Below are 19,475 nucleotides of genomic sequence, written 5' to 3'. Positions count from 1 at the left end.
AGCACGGGTAAGTTTTTGATATGGACATCAACCCTAATCAATTTGCTTCACTCGATTACAGTAACGCTGATATGTATTCAGGGTTGAATCAACGTCCTCCAACGGCAACGCCCTTAAATATTCCACTAGAAAATTTTGCTGATAAAACACCTTCAAAAAATCAATCACCTTTAGAGCAAGCGTATCGTAGAGATGAGGAAATCCGCAGGCAATCACTTTTCAAAGAACAACAAGAGACGCAAAAAGCAGCAGAATTAGCATTAAGAGAAAGGGAGATTGCTAGAAATAAAGCAGCCCTTGGATTGCAGCCTAATAATCCAGAACAACCAATAGTATCCAGTAGGGATTACGAAAAAAAATTCAAAGCTCCTTTTAGCTCCGATACACAACAATCACCACCATCAACGGGTTCCCCACCACCAACAGCAAAGGGTACAGCAGCAAGAGCAAATCCTTTAATCGAGCCAACGGCAACACCAGCACCGGTGATGCTGAAAGAAGCAGTATCCAATACCGTCGCTAATGCCGCATCAGCATTGCCTCGCGCCTTGCCACAGGCCGCAGGACGGTTAGTCGTTCCTGGCGTTACAGCAGGGGTAACTTTTGGTGCGCGTGTTATCGTCGGTCAGTCGGTAGTTCAAGCGGCATCGGGTGCAATCGTTGCTACTGCGGGTTCCATCGTCGGTGGTATCGCTGGTACGGCTATTGCTGGGCCGATTGGAGGTGTTATTGGTGCTGCTATCGGTGGATATGTTGGAGGTGCAATTAGTGATGCATTTTTTCAAAGTACACCGTCGGCGGCGGAAGTCCCAGAAACACCGTTAAACTATCCCCCTTTCCAAGGCGGGCAAGGTGTAGGTATTCAGTACAATGCCATCGATAAAGGCATGAGACAATCACAAATTGATAATCTTACTGAAAAAGGTCAAGGGGATAGCCTATTAACTTTCACTGGGCCAATTTTAAGCATGACGGTTATCGCTATCAACCCCCAACATGAAATTGAAAGGAATGGTGTTTTTTATGCTTACTACATCACCCGGATCGTAACGCCTACCGAAACGCGAGATGTTCCATTCTTCGGAGGTTTTGTTAGGTGGGTCAACCGTTATCCAAACGCCCCGGTATCCGGCGATCCAATACAGCCAGCACCACCTCCAGATAATTTACCTTATAGGTACAATGCCTCTTCGATCGGAGAAAATAATACAGTGCCGCCAGCTAAACCCACTACACCCGGTAAGCGCGGCAAAACTCGTAATGTTGCTCCGTCGCTGCCGTCGAATAATACGCCAAATGGTGCGCCATTCTTTCCCGGACATGGTGGACTAGCACCTTCATATACCCCGAATCCAACACAAACACCATCTAATCTTGGTGGTTTATTACCTGCAATTTCACCTATTAAGCAACCACTACCATTTGCTGAACCAGATGATATCCCAATAGCTAGATCCCTTGAAATTTCATCTCCCGTCGGCACAAGCAACAAACAAGCAGGAAATAGTGAACAATTTCCGATTGCAAGTTTCCCAAATTCTCCCACATTTCCAATTGCAAATGTCCGTTATGATTCGCAAGGAAATGTGCTACCAACTGATATTAATGGCAATAAACCTTTTGAATTTACCGCAACACCATTAGAAGCAAATCCAATCCGGCCTAATGCTCTTTCATCCAGTAATCCGGTAACATCTCGTGCTGAACCAGTACCAGATGCCCAATCCTCAATACCTAAAGCCAATAGTGCGCCAAAAACACAAACCCCCACTGAAACAGCAGCACGTCAACAAGCCCAAAATAGTGAAGATACAAAAAAAGCTTTTGACAATCAAATTACCCGATTAACTGCGATTGCTACTGCAATCGCGGCACTTACACCAGCAATAAAAGGAATTCCAGATGCAATTGCAAAAAGTCCTACGGTGCAAGCCGCAAACAAAGAAACCACTCAAACGGCTGTATGTGAAATTGCTCAACCTACTGGTTGTCTTGGTGCGCCAATCAAAAAAGCAGAAGATGCAGCTAAAAACAACGGTAATAAACTTGACGAACTCAATGCTGCATTAGGAGCGGGTAATGCGGGTGCAAATGCAGCACAGTTAGCCCTGTTAGAAACTATAAATAATAAACTTGGCGAGCAAGTACTTGGTGGCATATCTGGTTTTATGAACCGGATTGTTAAAAATCAATGGGTTGATCGGGCAATCAATTTGATAACCATGACTGCCGCGATTCATAACGTCATCATGTTGTCAGACCAAGCGGTAACTACATTTTTTAGCATACTAGATAATGTGCTGGCAATTCCAGCCTTAATTGTTGATCCTAACGCCGAAACTATTGATACAAAACAAGCTTTTGGTGGAGTTATTGATAATTTCTTCAAAAATATCTTTGGTGTTTCTGAATGGACAGAAATAAAAACTAGATGGGCAACCGCTAATCGGATATATCAAGCGGCGGCTAATGGAGCTAATGAAGTCCGTAACATTGGCGGAAATATTATTAGTGCTGTTGAACAAACTGCACAGCTAACTGGTAAAGGCTTTAATGCTATGCAGGATGAAGGCTTATTATCAGAAGCTAATTGGGATTATTCACCTGAGAGTTTAAAGCTAAAAGGTGGACTGTTTGCAAAGTTTGGTAAATTAGCAGATGGAATCAATATTGCTACCGAAGGGTTAGAAGCTATTGAATCTATTACCTCCGAAATTAGAAGTGCCGTAGATTCAGCAAATCAAATTAAAGAAAACGCTAAAGAGGTTGATGATGGATTAAAAGAACTATTTAATCAATCTAAAACTAAGCGGGAAGAGGAAGTAGAAGCACTCCCAGCTAAAAATTACTCTTGGGAGGATTTAACCTAATGCCTGCTAGAGATTGGGCACAACTTAGAAAAGTTCTTCGGAACGGCGATAGTTTTAATCGTGAGGTATACGAATGGTTTCGAGATGCTGATAGCAATGATACTAGAAAGGCATTAAGAGATGATTTATTAATTGGGGCAAAAGACAGTATCCCAATTGCTCAAATAAAAATCAGAGCATTTAGAGAGATAATTCAAAAAACACATCTGAAGCCAACTATTATCGGTCAACCTAAATCTTCTTATGATGCAGATGTTAAATATCATCCTCAGATTGTGCTGTATTTTTTGCAAGATAAACAGTCTGTCCCGAAAGGCAAGACCGCAAAAGATGCCAGAATTAGCTTTAGATTAATGCATGAAACATCAGAAACTCTAACTGAAGCAGAACTAAAAAACTGGGCTAATAAAATTAGAACAGAATTTACTCAGCCATCACTTTATCGATGGCATAAAGGTAAAATCATCGGTTTGTATTTAGATAAACCTAACGGTTTTGATTTTCAAGTTTATGCTTACAGCGATGAAATTGCCAAAACTGTAATCAGAAAGGTTATTGAATTGACAACAAAAACCTATGTCAACGACAAATTTAGATTTACGACTCCTGAGCGAAATACTGACCCGACACCGCCTCAAGTTAGGGTTTTAGGAGAATTAGTACCTGAGCCACAGTGGCGACCAAATGTCTTTGTCACCTTTGATCATGCATACGCTAACGTATGGAACGACAAGAGTAAGCGTGTACTAGTTGATGCATCTGGTTTACAAGTAAATCCCATCTTCCATGTTTAAGGTGTGCAATAACCAAGAAACCCTATAGGGTTTCGGAAAGCTTGAAATGTTTTTTTGAAGTGTTAAACCAGTGTAGACAAAGTATTAAATAAGACTAGATTATGGCGACTACCAAAAATTTAGACAGAGAGGCACATATTGTCGGAACTGGCGCAAATGCTGTGGTTGTTGACTTACCGGATGTTTACGGAGCAATTGCTGACTTAGTAGGAGTACGTAAAGTTACGGGCGATATCCCGGATGGAGCAAGCAGCACCACCGTTCGCATAGGCGTTAAAACAGCCGCATTTATCAAAATGTACATTTCTTACCAAGAAGGTACAAAGCGCAGATATTCAGACGTTATAGTTTCAGTCGATAAAGTTAAAACTGCACCAAAGGCAGTTATTGGAAAAACTTACAACACTTTCAAAATTAAGACTGCTGGATTTTCTTCTCGGCGTCGATTGGGCTAATTGAAAGAAAATTATCATTTGGTCAACACTATATAAAAAAGAAACAAAAATATGCCAGCTAAATTGATTTCAGCCATTGTAGAAGTCGGAACTGCTCCTAATGTCCAAAAACTTCGATTTAAGGCTCCCAAAGGTCTTTATGTTGGTTCAATTGCAACTGCTACTGGCATCAAGGAAGCAGCAGACAATGAAATGGATGTAATTGAGGTGAAAATTGAAAAACTTTTACAATCTGGTTTGGTTCAAAGACTTGTAGTGCGCTCTGTAGAAGGAACCACAAAATTTACTAGTAAAATGCTTTGTACCGTTGCTAAACGTGCAACAGTTGAAGATGCGCTAAAAGACAAAATCATTAGTACTGATAATACAAAACTTTCTGGAAGTAAAATTACTGGGCTTGTTACTCCCTTACGCGCTACTTTTTACTAATGTTGCAGCTTTCAAATAATCAAAATTGGCAACTTGTCTATAATCAATTTCACAGAGCAAATATAGAAGCTCCTAAATCCCGGTTTATGTATGTTATTGGAGAAGTGACAATTCCTTTTTTATTTGAAAGCTCAATTGTATCTATCTTAGTTTCTTTAAATCAACCAACGTGGAAGTATGCAGGATACTTCCGCCAAAAAATTCTAACTGGAATAGCTGGTAGTAATCAAGATACGTATCTGCATCCTAAATATCGCATTGATTTAAATAAAATCATGCTTTTACAATTCCCTCTTGTTACTAATAGTTATAGTTTGACGTTTCAACCTCCTGAATGGATTCAAGAAGCTACTCTGAAGATTTGGACATATATCGGCGAAAATTGACTTTAAGTCTGCTCATCAATTAATTATGCTTAATAACTCTGCCAATTTAATTGAAATCAATAAGTTTAGCAATTGCACCAATGGCGATAAACAACTAAATTCTAATGCTGGCGATACCATTTTAGAGCCAAATAGTAATCGGCAATACGCTGTCTTTATGAATAATTCTCTTTTTGATATTACTCTGATTTTGGGTGATAAATCTAAGGGTGGTATTGGTAAAGGAATCGTTTTAAAATCTAAAGGAAGCTATGAAATTAATTCTGTCAATCTTTACATTGGCAAAGTTTCAGCTATTTCTGCCTCTAATTGTAAATTATCTTTTGTAGAGTGTATTGAATAATGGCATTATATAATCCACCAAGTGTCACTGTTATTACTCCTTCTAGCACCACCTCAACTCCTACTACTGTTCCAGCAGCAACTACTAGTAATACAATTTTAGCTCCTAATACTAATAGAATCGGCATGACTATTTGGAATTATAGCACCGCTAATTTGTATATAGAATTTGGTGCAACTGCTAGTACTTCAGCTTTTCTTGCCAGAATCTCACCCAGTGGATACTATGAATTGCCTTTTCGCTATACTGGCGTAATTAGTGGCATCTGGGATGCTGCTAATGGAAGTGCTTTAGTGAGAGAATTAACCTAATGCCCCTAACTATTCCCCCTAGCACCTATGCTAATCAAATTAACTTTAGTTCTACTGGTGGATTAATCTCAACTAATACGGCGGCTGCAATAGATGAGGTTTATACAAAAAGTGCAAAGTTAGTTAATGACAATGTTTTCTCGGGGAAACAAAGTATTAGTAATACAACCGCTGCTACTTCCCCAACTACAGGCTCATTAATAAATGCAGGGGGATTTGGGAATGCTGGTGACATGCAAATTGGTGGTAATATTGTATCCGCCAATGATAAAAGTTTAACTTTAAATACGACGGGAACAGGAAGTTTAATCAACTTTGTAAGAAGTTCGACTACCGTCAGTATCAGGATGGTAAGTGCTAGATTTACTGTTTCTGATGGCACTTCCAATGCTGCTGGTTTACAAGTCATCACTGGTGCAGCTCCTGCTGTAATTGTTGGGCAAGATAATGTCGCTAACAACGGTACTCTTAGGGCTGCGAATATTTCTGGTGTTACTGATACGGCGGCTGCAAATTTAATATTAGCCACAGGTACAGGAACAGGTTCGGCTGTACCACCATATATTGATTTCCAAGTAGCTAATCTTATTGCTAGCGGCACTACCCAGCAAAGTTTATCTAGCAAAATGCGCTTGAGTAGCAATGGCAATTTATTAATCGGCACTACTTCTGATAATGCTGTAGATAAACTACAAGTAAATGGCTCAATTCGAGCTTCTCAATACAAATTATCTGCCCTCAATACTCCTCCAGCAAGCGCTAACGATACTGGCACAGTAGGGGAGATAAGGTGGGCGAATGGATTTGTTTATTTATGCGTTGCAACAAACACTTGGCAACGTGCGGCTCTTTCTACTTGGTTAATGTAATGACATTTGAAACAATTGAAATTCAAAAAGTACCTCGAATCTGGAGAATTCAAGGTGATGTAGAGAATGGCGATTTATCTACACTGGTATTAGAGATATTTTGGCGGATTGATTGGGTAAATAGTGAAGGAAAGATAATTAATAATGAAGCAGGGGGAATGATTAAATTTACTCCAACACCAGAATTACTCTCTGATTTTTCAAATATTGCTAACGCTGTTTATTCACAAATACAATCAGTGTCGCCAATTGCTGAAGAATAATGAGCTAAAATTAATGCTTTGTTAGCATGAAAATTGATATAAACAACGCTCTTACTATTGCTCTCGGCTTACTTGCTTTGATTGGTTCAATCTACAGACTAGCTCAAATTGAGGCGAATATTAATAGTAGAATTTCCACCGTCGAAACGAAATTATTGTTAGTAGTTGATAATCTGAAAGATAGCTTAAATGATAAATTAAACACGATTGACAGCAGGCTTGAAATACATATAACCGAATACAAGGGCGACAAAGAATATATTTATATTTACCGATTAAATGCCAACGATAAGGCCATTGAGCATAAATTTAATCGCCTTGCTAACTGGATAACTCAGATAACCGGTTTTTTGCACAAAAAAACCGGCTTTCAGATCCGAGACGACAAATTTTAGCCAGTCACTGGGGATTCACTTTAGCGATTTATGGGGAGTGGAGAGTAGTCAAAATCTCCATTTTGTCACCTAGTTTTCTGAATCTCTTTACCCGCATTGCCATAAAGAATTATATCCCCAGCTTCATCCACCACCTCAATGTATCCATCTGGGTGGAAATCTGGATAAATATATTGCTTTACAGTGCCGGATTGTTGAAATGGTTTGCACTGTTCATCATGCGATTCAAAAGTTACGCGATCGCCGGATTTTAGGTATCTTCTTCCCATCATTTATTTTCCTAATCATAGGCGTGTTCTTTAATGTAGTTTTCGTATTCTTCTTCATCTAAAGAATTTACATCTACTACTGTTGTAGAGTTTTCAAATCCTAAATCTTCTTTGACGTTTTCGTAAACAAAGTCTATTTCCTCTTTTTCAACCACCTTAGAATGATTTTCAATCATTTGTCATAATTCCCGAGTCATAACATAGGTGGCTGAAAGCCCTTTATTGCCATATATGGCTAGAATTATAATTGATCACCCTGCGTCCAGTGGGAGGATATCAGTGGGTAGCTGTTCTCGCCTAAACCAGGAATGTGGTAAGCCGTTCGACTCGGCACAGCAGACACCAAATTGTTATAAAGTGTGATCGTCAAAAATGAGTAGCATTTGAGTAGCGTGATTGCTGGTTGTGATCGCTAAAAATCGGGGTATAAAAAACTCATTTAAGTAGAAAATTAGTAGCATTCAAGCCAGAAATTTAAAAAGCTTTAATATACAAGGGCTTGCTGTTTTGTATTGGAAAGTAATTTAATTATAATAGACTACTTTACAACAAGACTTTCAAGGTTTATAACCAATTTAATGAGCGACAGCACCACCAGTTGGTTTTACCTTTTTGAAGAATAAAACGGCAAGTCCACTGACTAACAAAGCAATGCCAATAAAATAGAAACAATCGTTAAAAGCCATTACAAATGCTTCGCGGCGGACTATGTTAGATATGGCTGCGAGCGCCTGATTTTGTGCTGTACTTAAATCTGCTCCCTTACTGACAAAATACTGCGTCATTTGGTCAATTCGCTGTTGAGTTTCTGGGTTATATAAAGATATTCCATCACCCAATCTATTAGAGTGAAATTGCTCTCTGTTTGCTAATAAAGTTGCTAAAGAAGCAATTCCGATAGAACCGCCCATATTCCGCATCATATTAAATAAACCACTTGCCGAACCTGCTTCTTTCGGACTTAATCCACCAGTGGCAATAGAAGTTAGCGGCACCATAATTAGAGGTTGACCCATTGCACGCACAAATTGCGACCAGCGTAACTGATCTAATCCTGTTTCATTAGTCATTCCAGAGTTCATAAATGCACTGATGGAAAACAAAGCTACACCAACAGCTACTATCAACCGCACATCAATGCGTTGCATCAATTTGGGGATGAGGGGAATAATAAACAGTTGGGGAATACCAGCCCAAATCAACACTTCACCAATTTGCAGCGCATTGTATTTTTGGATTTGGGCAAGATACAACGGTAAAATATAAATTGAACCATACAACCCTACCCCCAACGACACATTGACAATACTGGCTAAACCAAAGTTACGTTTAGACAAAAGCCGTAGATTAATAAATGGTTGCTTTCGAGTTAATTCTATATAGAAAAATATCGCCAAAAAAATTACCGCAATCACACTTAAGCGCATAATTAACGTTGAACTAAACCAATCTTTGCGGCTACCTTCTTCTAAAACAACTTGCAGGGAACCTAACCCAATAGCCATCGCAATAATTCCCCACCAGTCACCTTGCTTAAGTAAATTAATTTGGGGTTTTTCTTGCTTAATTCCATACCAAACACCAGCTAGCATTAATGCCCCTGGAATTACATTTATATAAAAGTTGTATTCCCAACCAAAGTTTTCTGTTAACCAACCTCCTAATGTTGGGCCAATTGAAGGTGCAAAAACTGCACTAAACCCAAATGCAGCCAGTCCAACTGATTGCTTAGATTGGGGTAAAGTTGTTAATACAACTGTCATAGCGGTGGGGATTAATACTCCTCCACTCAACCCTTGTAAGGCGCGAAAGAAAATCATGGAATTGAGATTCCACGACCAAGCACAGCATATAGAAAAGAAAATAAAGAGTGCAGTATTTACTAACAGATAACGGCGTAAAGAAAACACCCGTGATAACCATCCTGTTAGAGGAATTACCACAATTTCTGCTACAAGATACGCTGTAGAAATCCAAGAACCTTCTTCTAAAGTTGCTCCTAAACTTGCTTGAATATCTTGCAGCGAAGCATTAGTTATTTGAATATCTAATACCGCCATAAATGCACCAAGCATACTGGCTAATACACCAATCCAGGTTCTTAGCGGTACAGTCTCTGGTGGTGCTTGCTGACGAATTACACCTGTATTAGCCATAATGTTTTCCTGTTTCAAACTTAAGTTGTAAAAAATCTCTTATTAAATCTTATTTTTCTCTCTGTGCAGCGAAATTAAAATATTATTTTCACTTCAAGTTTCTAAGCTTTGATAATACCCTTTTGCTCATAAATTGGAAGCATCATTTTCCTTAAAGCAGGCAACTCTCTGCTAAAAATGATCGACCCTATAATGCAAACTATACCATCAATTATTAAAGTGTTGGGAGCGCCAATATGACTGGCTAAAAAGCCTCCCAATAAATTACCCACGGGAATCATCCCCAAAAATGACATTGTGTATAAGCTCATCAATCGCCCACGTTTGTCATCTTCAACAATTGTTTGTAAAAAGGTATTGCTAGCAGCAATTTGGAGAATTGTACCTAACCCAACAAACAACATTGTAAATAAAGAGAGTGGTAAAAACCGAGACAATGAAAAGGCAATTAGACCAATTCCTAAAATTGCTGGTGCTAAAGCAATCAATTTACCAATTCCTAAGATTGTTTGGCGCGTAGTTAGATAAATACCACCAGTTAAAGCTCCAACTCCAGAAGCCGCCATTAAAAAACCCAAACTTTCTGCACCACCTTTGAGAACTTGTTCTGCAATAACTGGTACGAGAATAGTGTTTTGCAGCCCCATGAGGCTAACTAAGGCTGATAGTAATAAGATTGCTCGAATCGGTGGAAAGCTAAAGGCATATACAAATCCTTCTTTGACTTTTTCTAAGGGATTACCGTCAGTTACTACATTTTTCCAAGGTTTAACTTTCATTGCCAATAAAGCGGCGATTACAGCAATGTAGCTCAAACCATCAAATAAAAAACAATAAGCAGTTCCAACCCTGGCAATTAGTAAACCCCCGATCGCAGGGCCAATTAATCTAGCACCGTTGATCATTGTGGAGTTGATAGCGATCGCATTGCCTAAATCTTCTCTATGTTCAACCAATTCTGGCACAAATGCTTGGCGGGCTGGCGCATCTAAGGCGTTAATAAATCCTTGAAATAAACTCAAGGCGATGATCTGCCATACCTGAATCACACCAGTCAGAGCCAGTGCTGCTAATGTTAACGATTGAATCATCGCCAAGACTTGCGTACTAATTAAGGTACGATACCGAGAAAAACGATCTACAAAAACTCCGCCAAAGGGAGCTAAAAAAAAGCTAGGAATTTGACTCGAAAAGCCCACAACTCCTAACATTAATGGGGATTTTGTCAAGTCATAAACTAGCCAAATCGTGGCAAGTTGCGTCATCCACGTCCCAATTAGGGAAATACCTTGTCCGGCAAAAAACAGTTGGTAGTTTCTTGACCTTAAAGCAGGTAGTAGCGATTTTTTCATGTCAGCCTTGCTTTATACCAATCTGCTTTCATAAATATCATCTCACCTCATCTCTATACGCCTGTCTTTAGATGTATGAGAATGTCATAGACAGAAAGAGGTTTTTCATCTGTTTACAGGCAATTTCGTATTAATGATGTGCGGTTGATTACTTACTAAATCCCAAGAACCCCACCTCACCAAAGCTACGCTTTGTCTCCCTGCCCCTAATCCCCAGAGGGGGCCTTGAGTTCCCCAGGGGTTGGAGGTGGGGTTCTTTTATGGGTAATTTGGAAGACATGGTATTACTTGACTTCCACAGCAATTTCCGCAGACATCCCCGGAGTAATCCGTGATTCGTAGCCTTGAATGCTCTTTTGGTCGAAAACTATTTTTACTGGGATGCGTTGGACAACTTTGGTAAAGTTACCTGTAGCGTTATCCGGTGGTAATAAAGCAAACTGAGCGCCGGAAGCTGGAGAAATACTGTCAACATGACCAACAAAGGTGTGATGAGGGAAACTATCGAGCTTAATTTCTACTGGTTCTCCTGGGCGCATCTTTTCTAATTGAGTTTCTTTGAAGTTCGCAATTACCCAATAGTTGTTATCCACGATCGCCATTAATGGTGTTCCCGATTGAACTCGGTTGCCAACTTCCACATTTTTCCTACCAACTCGTCCAGCACTGGGGGCGGTAACGTTGGCGTAAGATAGTTGCAATTGTGCGTCTTTGAGCGCTGCTTCTGATTGCGCGATCGCAGCTTTTGCCGCTTCGTATTGGCTACGTTTGACTGTTGTATCTTGTCCACCTGCGGTAGCTTGTTGCAATCCTCCCCTAGATGCTGCCAATTTAGCTTGGGCGTTGGTGACATTTTCTTGCGCCTGTGCTAGTTGAGACTGGGCTTTAGCAACACCAACTCTAGCAGATGCTAACTTGGCTTGGGCTTGTTCTACTCCTTGAAGAGCAGCGTTCCTTTGTGCCGTAGCCACGTTATAAGCGGCCCTGGCTGCATCTAGCTGCTGACGAGCGATCGCACCTGATTTATACAACTGGTTGTAGCGATTGTAATCTGCTTGGGCATTTTCCAAATTCGCATTTGTTTGCGCTACCTGCGCTTGGGCGGCGGGAATCCCTGCTTCGGCTAGTCTGACTTCAGCTTGCGCTGCTGGTATCCCAGCTTGAGCTTCTTGGACTGCTGCTTGGGCTGTAGAAATTGCTGCTACCGCACCGCTAACATCACCCTGGGCTTGAGTTGTTTTACCAGTGGTAGTTTGTGAAGTTAAAGCAATATTTGCTTGGGCGGCTTGCGCCTGTCCACGAGCATTTTCTAGGGCTGCTGCTGCTTGTTGCACCTTGCTTTCATAGTCCCGTGGATCTAGCTTCACTAACAATTGTCCGGGTTGCACCAGTTGGTTATCATCCACTAGCACCTGACTTACAGTTCCAGGAATGCGGCTACTAACTTGGTGAATGTTTCCAGCAACGGTGGCGTTGTCTGTTTCCTGATGGGTGGAGGCATATTGCCAATAGTGATAACCAAAACCACCTGCGGCGATCGCACCCACACCTAATGCTGCCAAAATTAAACCATTCGGTCTTTTCCGCTTCGGTGGAGTTTCTTTTTCTTTCTCTATATCAGGTGTTACAACAGGTGATTCTGCTGTCACAGTTTCTAAAGTCTCGGAATTAGGAATCAATTGTTTTTCGATAACTGGGGTTTTGTATCCGTTGCGTCCGTTAAAAGTATTAGTTTTCATGATTGTTAACTTGTTTATTCGTTCAGTAATTTGATTGATAGGCTTTTATTTAGAATGCGTAGTATTTCCTGAAAAAAATTTCTATTTCCTTAGTATGCGTATTATTATCTCAAAACAAATCTTCACAGCACCTCCCCCGGTCGGGTGATTATGGGATCATCATTAGGAGAGGTTAGTGATCGCCCGGTTTAATATTTGGGAAAACAGTTCTCGGTCAGCAAAGGAAATACCATCCATCGCTTCATCACGCACTGCTGCGGCGATTTGGGGTAAAATCCCTTCCAGTTCCTTACCTGCATCTGTTAGCCAGATTCGCCAGATGCGGCGATCGTGACCGTCGCGTTCTCGACGCACCAAGCCGCGTTCTTCCATCCGATCTAGTACGCCTGTTAAAGTTCCTCCTACTTGTTTGAGTTTGTCCCCAATACTAGAAGTAGGTAAACCATCTTCTTGCCACAAACAGCACAACACCAGCCAGTGAAATGGCGTAAGTCCAAAGGGTTCTAACCTCTCTGTAAACTTGCGTCCAAGCAGTTGTGAAACTAATTTGATTCTGTAACCCAAATTGTATGGTGCCAGATTTTGCTGCCACGAATCTAAAGGTGGAGAGTGATTAGATGTAGAAACCATTTAGAATAATACTTAGTGTACGTACTATTATTTTATCAAGATTAATCTTTTTTAGCAACAGTTGCTTTGCATCTCTCTTATACCAATTTTGGATTTGAGATTTTGACAGAAGTCTGAAACTCAGGTTTTCTTAAGATCAGAACTTCGGATATTTTAGATTAAAAGTCTTTACCAAAAGGCTGTTTTAGTAACCTTAAATAATATTACTCCCTTTTTGCCCAAAGAATACCTAACTTCAGTAGACCAAAAATTTTTGCAAGCCGATGGTCAATCAGATTACCCAAATCAAGGCGTTGTTAACTTAAATAAATGCCATTTTAAAATCGCCAGTGCCTTGCAAAATTGAATATTACTAAAAGCGCAAAATTATTTGAAAAAAGAAAAATAACTCGGCGTATTTTGTATTCTAGAATACAAAATTCAAGGTATAAATAATTTTATAACGAGAATAAAGTAAAGGTGAAAAGACTACCTCAGCAGGCTGTTTAGGCAGTCCCAGACTTTATTTTAAATAATATTTTTAAGAGGACGTTTGAAAAGGATCTAATTAAACATGAAAATATCCCAAAGCTAATACCAGCTAGGGAAGGATTTGAATTAACTGATACTCTTTAGCTGTACCGAGGATGCGGTGAGGTCGAGATAATTTATGGGACTGGTCAGCATATATCCAAGCATAGCTCAAAGCAGGTATTTGGGATATGGAGCCTACTTGTTGGGGGTGAATAGAAAGATAGAAATTAAGTAATACTTGGGTTTTCTGGTCTATTTGCACAAAGTAGGTAGGATGAGATTGGAGAATCGAGGCGATCGCACTTTGTTGTAAGAAAGATTTCAAAACAGGGTTATAGTCACTTAAAAGCCCTATGCTACCCGTCATCGCCAAAGCTAGCCAACAAGGAATTAACCAACCTGCAATCCAATAACGCGTTGTGAGAAACTTCTTGCCAAAGTGGTAACGACTAATCCACACTACAGGTAAAATTAACCAACCCAAGCCCATAGCCAAGCCAATAGTTGCATACTTGCGGATGTCAAAACTACCCCAACTAAGAACATCAATACTCACTATTACAAGTAAAACACCGAACCCACCAAAGCCATAACTGAGATTTCGAGGAAGATTCTTTTTTGCAAAAAGGCTTAATATATTTATTTTACCTTTTTCAAGAGGTAATTGGGGAGTAATTTCTGTCTGGTAAATACTACCTAACCAGTTTAAACCTACAGCTGCAAGCAAAGCTATAAACGGATAAAGGCAAAGACTATAGTGAGCAAGACGAGTGCTAAAAAGACTAAGTTCACAAAATAGGATAAGTGGAAAGCCAACTAATATTAACTGATAACGGGGAATAGGATGACGTACAGTCAAAAATAAACCTAAAAGTCCGAAAAAAGCCCAAGGAAATGCTTTTAAAAAAATATTCCATAAATAAAATAGTCGATCATTTCTATAATTATTTTCAGAACCTAGCTGCACAACAAACTTGAGCAATTCTTCAACACTTTGATTTCCGTAGTGCAGCCAGCTTAACCACAGCCAAACACAGGTAGGGATTAAACCTACAAAAAAGCCTAAATACAAAAATGGGTTAGTAAGATGATGATGACGGCGATGTTCCCAAATTAAATAAGGGAATAAAGCTATGATTGGCAAAAAAATCATAAAGCTTCTGACTAAGAAACCTAAACCTAAACTTAAACCAGCTATAAAACTCCAAAAATAGCGATATTTAGGATATGATTCCGTTTTTATTAAAGACAAAATAGCTAAAAGTACTAATAGAACCATCGGGAGATCAGGTGTACTTAAGCGAGAGTATTGTAGCCATAAAAATTCCACACTTAAAATTGCAGCAGCTAGCCAACCTAATTTTTTGCCCAGCATACTTTTGCCGATTTCATACACCAGCCATAAGCTAAAAATGCTAGCAATCATACTAGGAATACGCGCACTAGTATCACTCATACCAAACAGCTTGTAGAAACTGGCAATTATCCAATAAGGCCCAGGGGTTTTATGATGTGCTTTTTCCCAAGGAGTTATCCAATTACCAGAATCAAACATCAGACGGGCACGCGAAGCGTAAAGTGCTTCATCATGTGCCATCAGGCTATTGTGCCCAGAAGTAAATAATAATAAAGGCAGTATCCAAACTAACAAACTTAAATAGGGTAATGATCCGACTAGGCGAATTTGTTGCCAAATACGTTGCAAGAAGTGTAGTTTATATAACATTGAATTGATACAATTGAATGCTGCTATTTAGACTCGTTTATATGTCCTGGTGTTATTAAAATATGTTACATAGTGTTTGTTGAAAAATATCTGAAATTGCCGTAATTTTCGGAAAAAGTACTCCAAAATAGAGATTTATGCAGTTAAAACCGAATCAGCGCCTAAAATTAGACGACACAGACGATAAGCTGTTCTATGCCTATCCGCGCTTTGTTACCCATGTCGATGAAGGATTTATTCAACAGCTAACGGATTTATATCGCGATCGCCTCAAACCCAACACCCGCATTTTTGATATGATGAGCAGCTGGGTGTCTCATCTGCCAGAAGAGATGCAGTTTGCCCATGTGGAAGGACACGGACTCAACGCTGAGGAATTAGCACGAAATTCCCGCTTAAATCATTATTTTGTGCAAAATCTTAACGAAAATCCGCAGCTACCTTTACCAGATGAAGATTTTGATGCTGTTCTCAATTGCGTATCTGTGCAGTATGTGCAATATCCAGAAGCAGTATTTTCTGAAATTTACCGCATCTTGAAACCCGGCGGTGTTGCAATTATTAGCTTTTCTAACCGGATGTTTTTTGAAAAGGCGATTCAAGCTTGGCGGGAGGCTTCAGAAGCGCAGCGAGTAGAATTAGTCAAAGAGTATTTCGCCTCAGTTCCAGGATTTACAACCGCAGAAGTTATAGTTCATAAGTCAACATTACCGAGTTTATTACAGTGGTTGGGTGCAGCTGGAGGAGATCCATTTTATGCTGTCATAGCTTACCGCAATTAAATTCACTGGTACAGCATGGCGTAAATCCAGCTATAGTAATCCTATCTGAATTTGTGAAAAATAATTTTTTATAACGTAGACGCAAACGCGAGAGCGTCTCGTAGAGAAGCGGCAAGCCGCAGACTACCGCAGAGGCGCAGAGAACGCAGAGAGAATAAAGAGGGATTTTCACGAATGATTTAGGATTGCTATATTATCTCAAAGACAAGGGTAAATCCCCTTGTTAAAAAACCTTGTTATTTGTATATAGATAATTTGTGTAAATGAATTATTGGCTAATGAAATCAAAACCAGAAGCCTATAGCATTGCTGACCTTCAACAGCAGAACAAGACTATCTGGGACGGTGTTCGCAATTATCAAGCTCGCAACTTTTTGCGCCAAATGCATGAAGGAGACTTAGCTTTTTTCTATCACTCCAATGCTAATCCTCCTAATATTGCTGGGTTAATGCGTGTAGTGAAAAAAGATATTGCTGACCCGACACAGTTTGAGCCAGAAAGTAAATACTACGACCCGAAATCAAGTTTTGAATTCCCTCGGTGGCAAACAGTTGTAGTGGAATTTGTTAAGGCTTTTTCTAACCCTATCTTGCTACCAATACTCAAAGAAGAGTTTAGCGCCGAAGAGTTAATGTTGGTGAGACAAGGAAATCGGTTATCAGTGATGCCCGTCCCTGAAGCAATAGCTTTGAAGATTCTGGCGATGAAAACCTCCTAGTAGCGCAAGGCGGAAGTCACGTATTCAAAAGTCAATGACAGAGTACTAGTGGTCTGTCCCATTAATTTTGATGAGTTTGTAGTAAGCACAAAGCGTGCTTAAAAATCTAGGATTAAAGTCCTTACTACAGAAAAATTAATTTTGATTCCTCTCAATTGTTATTTGCCAAGTGTTTAATGTGGTTCCTACAGTTTTATCTAGGTTCGTCAAAGCATTGAGATATTCAATAGTTGCATTAAGTTCTGCGTTTCTTGCCTCAAGACCATCGCCTGTCAGGATATTGCGCTACTAGCGATCGCATCTGGTTGTTAAGAAGCTGCTGGTTTTTTTAGTTCTGAAGTTGCAAATCCGCTACAAGTGTGTTCTCCATTTTTGAAGCGTCAAGTGTAGGTTTTGCGCTGTTTGTTGGATGCGATCGGGTTTTCCTGGGTAAAACAATTGCCTCGCCTTTACTAATTGGCTGATTGCCTTTGGCGTTCTACGGTGACAACAGGCTGCTGTGCCGACTCTGCTGATCGATTTTGATGGACATAAACTAGCCAGCCCCCGGCGCTAACCGAAGCCAAAACTCCTGATCTGGCTAACCATTTAACTCCTGTCTTAAATTTATTTTTACCCTGCTCCATAAACGCAGCGCCCGCCGTTTTTGAGGTCATACAATCCCTTGCGGCTGAATCAAATAGTTGAAATGGCGTTGTCTAACTTTACCACTCGGCAGGACTTCTTGTATCAGCGATCAAAATTAGTATATTGCCTAACTCCACTTCAATATTCTGAAATTAAATCTAGTAATTCAAGGTTTTTAAACTTCTTTTTTATGCATAATTCAAGGATTTATGTTTTTATTACTATTCCGATTCATGCAATCTGAAGCTGAGGTTATATTTAGTAGTTCATGGTTGTAGTTTAAGACCATTGCACAGGATCTAATTGATAGTAACGTTGCAGTTGCTCATAAAGTCCTGAATGCTTGGACAATAATTGGTGCGGTTTCTCAAAGAATGTCTCAGTCGCTACGGCAAAAAATTCTGCGGGATTCGTTGCACCATAGCTATCCATTACCGTCTTTACGCCTTGTAGAACATCATTACAAAGTTGTTGATATTCTTGTGTCATCACCTTCGCCCATATAGTATAGTCTGAGTTGCTTTGCAGTATAGGAACTCCTTCAGCTTTACCATCTTCTTGATCCAACTGATGGGCGAATTCATGAAGCACAACGTTACGTCCATCTTCCCAGTTATTAATGTCTTGTTTCACCTGTTCCCAAGACAGTACTACTTGGTCATTTGTCCACGATTCACCCAGTCTTGCCACACGTCTTTCTTCAACAACATAATTTCCAATGGAAGTCGTTTCCTGAACAAAATAAGCATTAGGATAGACTAGAATTGAACGAAGTCTAGGGAAGTATTGCCCACGTTCATTTAATAGGAGTAAACAGGCGATCGCAGCAAGGGTCAGTTTCATTTCCTCCGTCACCTGTAATCCTCTACAGCCAATAAATTGCTTTTCTGTTAAGAATACTTGAATATGTCCCTGAATTCGTCTGATTTCATTGGGAGAGAGACACAGATAAATAGGAAGATTATTCTCAATAATTGCATTCCACAGTGGGGGAAAAGGACGGTGCTTGAGACGGTTTCTTCGCCTTTTTACTATAACAGGATTGATTAAAATCCCGGTGAGAATCAGCCCAATAATGATAAAGACAACTATTGTTTGAATCATTGACTTATGAGCAGGTTACATATTTAAGTTACTGTTAATTAGGTGCAAATAATTATTTACAGCGTTAGCATAACGCACCAAAAACCTAAAATGATGCGTTACGCTAACGCTGTAACACACTCTACAGCTACTAAAACCATTAAGAAAAGAAAAAAATGGCAGCAACTTACACAATCTATCCTAACAAATACTTTTTAAAGCTAAAATTTTTTAAAATGGATGAAATGACGGGTTTAGTTAAACATTGCACTCAGGTAACCAGTAATATTCAACATTCGGTTGACCGTTGATTTTGTTAGTTGATAGCTTACTGAACTTGAAACCATGTCGTTCGTAAAATTTACAAGCTTGCATATTCGCTTGTAATGTGTGAAGCTTCAGTCCTTGCGGACAAATTGCCTTAGCTTGGGCAAGTAAGACTGAACCGATACCCTGATTTTGATAGGTCGCATCTACAAACAGCTGACTTAACCATTGTTCCTCTTTGAGAACTACAACAAAACCCACAATCTGATTTTCAACTTCCGCCAGCCAAATATCCCCATGTACAGCCAGGTCATCACAAAATCGAGCTTTCCATAAAGAATATGGCTGTGGGTGTTTAATAGGAGAAAATGTTTCATGCCAAGTTCGATACCACAAACGGACAATATCTTCTAAATCATTTAATTGATAGGGACGAATCGTTACCACGATATGGCAAGTTACTTTTAAAGTAGTACTTTCATGTTTGCAGATACTTT

Annotated in this window: 22 protein-coding genes; 12 read left to right on the top strand and 10 right to left on the bottom strand. The window is 39.7% G+C overall.

The window, feature by feature from the left end; all coding sequences use genetic code 11:
- Positions 1–20: 20 nt before the first annotated feature.
- The 10 genes from ACFE90_RS01365 to ACFE90_RS01320 all read left to right on the top strand — a co-directional run bounded on the left by ACFE90_RS01365 (position 21) and on the right by ACFE90_RS01320 (position 7,115).
- Complete coding sequence (locus ACFE90_RS01365; protein WP_375497055.1) at positions 21–2,870, top strand: hypothetical protein; 2,850 nt, start codon at positions 21–23, stop codon at positions 2,868–2,870.
- Positions 2,870–3,664: a hypothetical protein gene (locus tag ACFE90_RS01360; protein WP_375497053.1), complete on the top strand. Its 795-nt coding sequence runs from the start codon at positions 2,870–2,872 to the stop codon at positions 3,662–3,664. Before ACFE90_RS01365 ends, ACFE90_RS01360 begins: the two co-directional genes overlap by 1 nt.
- A 101-nt stretch (positions 3,665–3,765) precedes the next feature.
- The gene (locus ACFE90_RS01355) at positions 3,766–4,119 is read left to right on the top strand and encodes a hypothetical protein (RefSeq protein ID WP_375497051.1); all 354 of its coding nucleotides are present in this window, start codon (positions 3,766–3,768) and stop codon (positions 4,117–4,119) included.
- Between the two features lie 51 nt (positions 4,120–4,170).
- Positions 4,171–4,548: a hypothetical protein gene (locus tag ACFE90_RS01350; RefSeq protein ID WP_375497049.1), complete on the top strand. Its 378-nt coding sequence runs from the start codon at positions 4,171–4,173 to the stop codon at positions 4,546–4,548.
- Positions 4,548–4,934, top strand: a complete 387-nt coding sequence (locus tag ACFE90_RS01345; protein ID WP_375497047.1) for a hypothetical protein — start codon at positions 4,548–4,550, stop codon at positions 4,932–4,934. The genes ACFE90_RS01350 and ACFE90_RS01345 overlap by 1 nt, the downstream gene beginning before the upstream one ends.
- Before the next feature lie 25 nt (positions 4,935–4,959).
- Positions 4,960–5,277, top strand: coding sequence for a hypothetical protein (locus tag ACFE90_RS01340; protein WP_375497045.1), 318 nt, complete (start codon positions 4,960–4,962; stop codon positions 5,275–5,277).
- The gene (locus ACFE90_RS01335; protein WP_375497043.1) at positions 5,277–5,588 is read left to right on the top strand and encodes a hypothetical protein; all 312 of its coding nucleotides are present in this window, start codon (positions 5,277–5,279) and stop codon (positions 5,586–5,588) included. The genes ACFE90_RS01340 and ACFE90_RS01335 overlap by 1 nt, the downstream gene beginning before the upstream one ends.
- Positions 5,588–6,457, top strand: a complete 870-nt coding sequence (locus ACFE90_RS01330) for a hypothetical protein (protein ID WP_375497041.1) — start codon at positions 5,588–5,590, stop codon at positions 6,455–6,457. Before ACFE90_RS01335 ends, ACFE90_RS01330 begins: the two co-directional genes overlap by 1 nt.
- A complete protein-coding gene (locus tag ACFE90_RS01325) occupies positions 6,457–6,720 on the top strand; it encodes a hypothetical protein (protein ID WP_375497039.1) in 264 nt (87 codons plus the stop codon). The genes ACFE90_RS01330 and ACFE90_RS01325 overlap by 1 nt, the downstream gene beginning before the upstream one ends.
- 26 nt (positions 6,721–6,746) lie before the next feature.
- A complete protein-coding gene (locus ACFE90_RS01320) occupies positions 6,747–7,115 on the top strand; it encodes a hypothetical protein (protein ID WP_375497037.1) in 369 nt (122 codons plus the stop codon).
- 65 nt (positions 7,116–7,180) lie between these two features.
- Here ACFE90_RS01320 and ACFE90_RS01315 read toward each other — a convergent pair whose 3' ends face one another.
- The 7 genes from ACFE90_RS01315 to ACFE90_RS01285 form a co-directional block, all read right to left on the bottom strand.
- Positions 7,181–7,387, bottom strand: a complete 207-nt coding sequence (locus ACFE90_RS01315) for a hypothetical protein (protein WP_375497035.1) — start codon at positions 7,385–7,387, stop codon at positions 7,181–7,183.
- 8 nt (positions 7,388–7,395) lie between these two features.
- Positions 7,396–7,560, bottom strand: a complete 165-nt coding sequence (locus ACFE90_RS01310; protein ID WP_375497033.1) for a hypothetical protein — start codon at positions 7,558–7,560, stop codon at positions 7,396–7,398.
- 399 nt (positions 7,561–7,959) lie between these two features.
- Complete coding sequence (locus tag ACFE90_RS01305) at positions 7,960–9,540, bottom strand: DHA2 family efflux MFS transporter permease subunit (protein ID WP_375497031.1); 1,581 nt, start codon at positions 9,538–9,540, stop codon at positions 7,960–7,962.
- 101 nt (positions 9,541–9,641) lie between these two features.
- Positions 9,642–10,892, bottom strand: a complete 1,251-nt coding sequence (locus tag ACFE90_RS01300; protein WP_375497029.1) for an MFS transporter — start codon at positions 10,890–10,892, stop codon at positions 9,642–9,644.
- A gap of 284 nt (positions 10,893–11,176) precedes the next feature.
- On the bottom strand, positions 11,177–12,631 hold the full coding sequence (locus ACFE90_RS01295; protein WP_375497027.1) for an HlyD family secretion protein: 1,455 nt from the start codon (positions 12,629–12,631) through the stop codon (positions 11,177–11,179).
- Positions 12,632–12,793: 162 nt separating this feature from the next.
- Complete coding sequence (locus ACFE90_RS01290) at positions 12,794–13,261, bottom strand: MarR family winged helix-turn-helix transcriptional regulator (RefSeq protein ID WP_375497025.1); 468 nt, start codon at positions 13,259–13,261, stop codon at positions 12,794–12,796.
- A gap of 580 nt (positions 13,262–13,841) precedes the next feature.
- A complete protein-coding gene (locus tag ACFE90_RS01285) occupies positions 13,842–15,500 on the bottom strand; it encodes an ArnT family glycosyltransferase (protein ID WP_375497023.1) in 1,659 nt (552 codons plus the stop codon).
- Between the two features lie 137 nt (positions 15,501–15,637).
- On the opposite strand from ACFE90_RS01285, the gene ACFE90_RS01280 reads away from it, so the two are divergent.
- Both ACFE90_RS01280 and ACFE90_RS01275 read left to right on the top strand, forming a co-directional pair.
- Entirely contained in the window at positions 15,638–16,282 is a 645-nt protein-coding gene (locus ACFE90_RS01280; RefSeq protein ID WP_375497021.1) for a class I SAM-dependent methyltransferase, read from the top strand.
- A gap of 263 nt (positions 16,283–16,545) precedes the next feature.
- On the top strand, positions 16,546–17,001 hold the full coding sequence (locus ACFE90_RS01275) for an EVE domain-containing protein (RefSeq protein WP_375497019.1): 456 nt from the start codon (positions 16,546–16,548) through the stop codon (positions 16,999–17,001).
- Positions 17,002–17,453: 452 nt separating this feature from the next.
- Here the strand turns inward: ACFE90_RS01275 and ACFE90_RS01270 are convergent, their stop codons facing one another.
- The 3 genes from ACFE90_RS01270 to ACFE90_RS01260 all read right to left on the bottom strand — a co-directional run bounded on the left by ACFE90_RS01270 (position 17,454) and on the right by ACFE90_RS01260 (position 19,425).
- On the bottom strand, positions 17,454–17,657 hold the full coding sequence (locus ACFE90_RS01270; RefSeq protein WP_375497017.1) for a hypothetical protein: 204 nt from the start codon (positions 17,655–17,657) through the stop codon (positions 17,454–17,456).
- Between the two features lie 250 nt (positions 17,658–17,907).
- Entirely contained in the window at positions 17,908–18,732 is an 825-nt protein-coding gene (locus ACFE90_RS01265; RefSeq protein WP_375497015.1) for a zinc-dependent peptidase, read from the bottom strand.
- Positions 18,733–18,969: 237 nt separating this feature from the next.
- Entirely contained in the window at positions 18,970–19,425 is a 456-nt protein-coding gene (locus tag ACFE90_RS01260; RefSeq protein ID WP_375497013.1) for a GNAT family N-acetyltransferase, read from the bottom strand.
- Between the last annotated feature and the right edge of the window lie 50 nt (positions 19,426–19,475).

It is taken from the genome of uncultured Nostoc sp. (assembly GCF_964245445.1).
Lineage (GTDB): Bacteria > Cyanobacteriota > Cyanobacteriia > Cyanobacteriales > Nostocaceae > Nostoc.
The sequence above is the reverse complement of the archived record's forward strand: the minus strand, read 5'-3'. Positions and strand labels throughout refer to the sequence as shown.

Excerpts from the sequence above, each read along its gene's own strand:
- ACFE90_RS01365 (WP_375497055.1), top strand. The coding sequence starts at position 21 with ATGGACATCAACCCTAATCAATTTGCTTCACTCGATTACAGTAACGCT.
- ACFE90_RS01360 (WP_375497053.1), top strand. The coding sequence starts at position 2,870 with ATGCCTGCTAGAGATTGGGCACAACTTAGAAAAGTTCTTCGGAACGGC.
- ACFE90_RS01355 (WP_375497051.1), top strand. The coding sequence starts at position 3,766 with ATGGCGACTACCAAAAATTTAGACAGAGAGGCACATATTGTCGGAACT.
- ACFE90_RS01350 (WP_375497049.1), top strand. The coding sequence starts at position 4,171 with ATGCCAGCTAAATTGATTTCAGCCATTGTAGAAGTCGGAACTGCTCCT.
- ACFE90_RS01345 (WP_375497047.1), top strand. The coding sequence starts at position 4,548 with ATGTTGCAGCTTTCAAATAATCAAAATTGGCAACTTGTCTATAATCAA.
- ACFE90_RS01340 (WP_375497045.1), top strand. The coding sequence starts at position 4,960 with ATGCTTAATAACTCTGCCAATTTAATTGAAATCAATAAGTTTAGCAAT.
- ACFE90_RS01335 (WP_375497043.1), top strand. The coding sequence starts at position 5,277 with ATGGCATTATATAATCCACCAAGTGTCACTGTTATTACTCCTTCTAGC.
- ACFE90_RS01330 (WP_375497041.1), top strand. The coding sequence starts at position 5,588 with ATGCCCCTAACTATTCCCCCTAGCACCTATGCTAATCAAATTAACTTT.
- ACFE90_RS01325 (WP_375497039.1), top strand. The coding sequence starts at position 6,457 with ATGACATTTGAAACAATTGAAATTCAAAAAGTACCTCGAATCTGGAGA.
- ACFE90_RS01320 (WP_375497037.1), top strand. The coding sequence starts at position 6,747 with ATGAAAATTGATATAAACAACGCTCTTACTATTGCTCTCGGCTTACTT.
- ACFE90_RS01315 (WP_375497035.1), bottom strand. The coding sequence starts at position 7,387 with ATGATGGGAAGAAGATACCTAAAATCCGGCGATCGCGTAACTTTTGAA.
- ACFE90_RS01310 (WP_375497033.1), bottom strand. The coding sequence starts at position 7,560 with ATGATTGAAAATCATTCTAAGGTGGTTGAAAAAGAGGAAATAGACTTT.
- ACFE90_RS01305 (WP_375497031.1), bottom strand. The coding sequence starts at position 9,540 with ATGGCTAATACAGGTGTAATTCGTCAGCAAGCACCACCAGAGACTGTA.
- ACFE90_RS01300 (WP_375497029.1), bottom strand. The coding sequence starts at position 10,892 with ATGAAAAAATCGCTACTACCTGCTTTAAGGTCAAGAAACTACCAACTG.
- ACFE90_RS01295 (WP_375497027.1), bottom strand. The coding sequence starts at position 12,631 with ATGAAAACTAATACTTTTAACGGACGCAACGGATACAAAACCCCAGTT.
- ACFE90_RS01290 (WP_375497025.1), bottom strand. The coding sequence starts at position 13,261 with ATGGTTTCTACATCTAATCACTCTCCACCTTTAGATTCGTGGCAGCAA.
- ACFE90_RS01285 (WP_375497023.1), bottom strand. The coding sequence starts at position 15,500 with ATGTTATATAAACTACACTTCTTGCAACGTATTTGGCAACAAATTCGC.
- ACFE90_RS01280 (WP_375497021.1), top strand. The coding sequence starts at position 15,638 with ATGCAGTTAAAACCGAATCAGCGCCTAAAATTAGACGACACAGACGAT.
- ACFE90_RS01275 (WP_375497019.1), top strand. The coding sequence starts at position 16,546 with ATGAATTATTGGCTAATGAAATCAAAACCAGAAGCCTATAGCATTGCT.
- ACFE90_RS01270 (WP_375497017.1), bottom strand. The coding sequence starts at position 17,657 with ATGACCTCAAAAACGGCGGGCGCTGCGTTTATGGAGCAGGGTAAAAAT.
- ACFE90_RS01265 (WP_375497015.1), bottom strand. The coding sequence starts at position 18,732 with ATGATTCAAACAATAGTTGTCTTTATCATTATTGGGCTGATTCTCACC.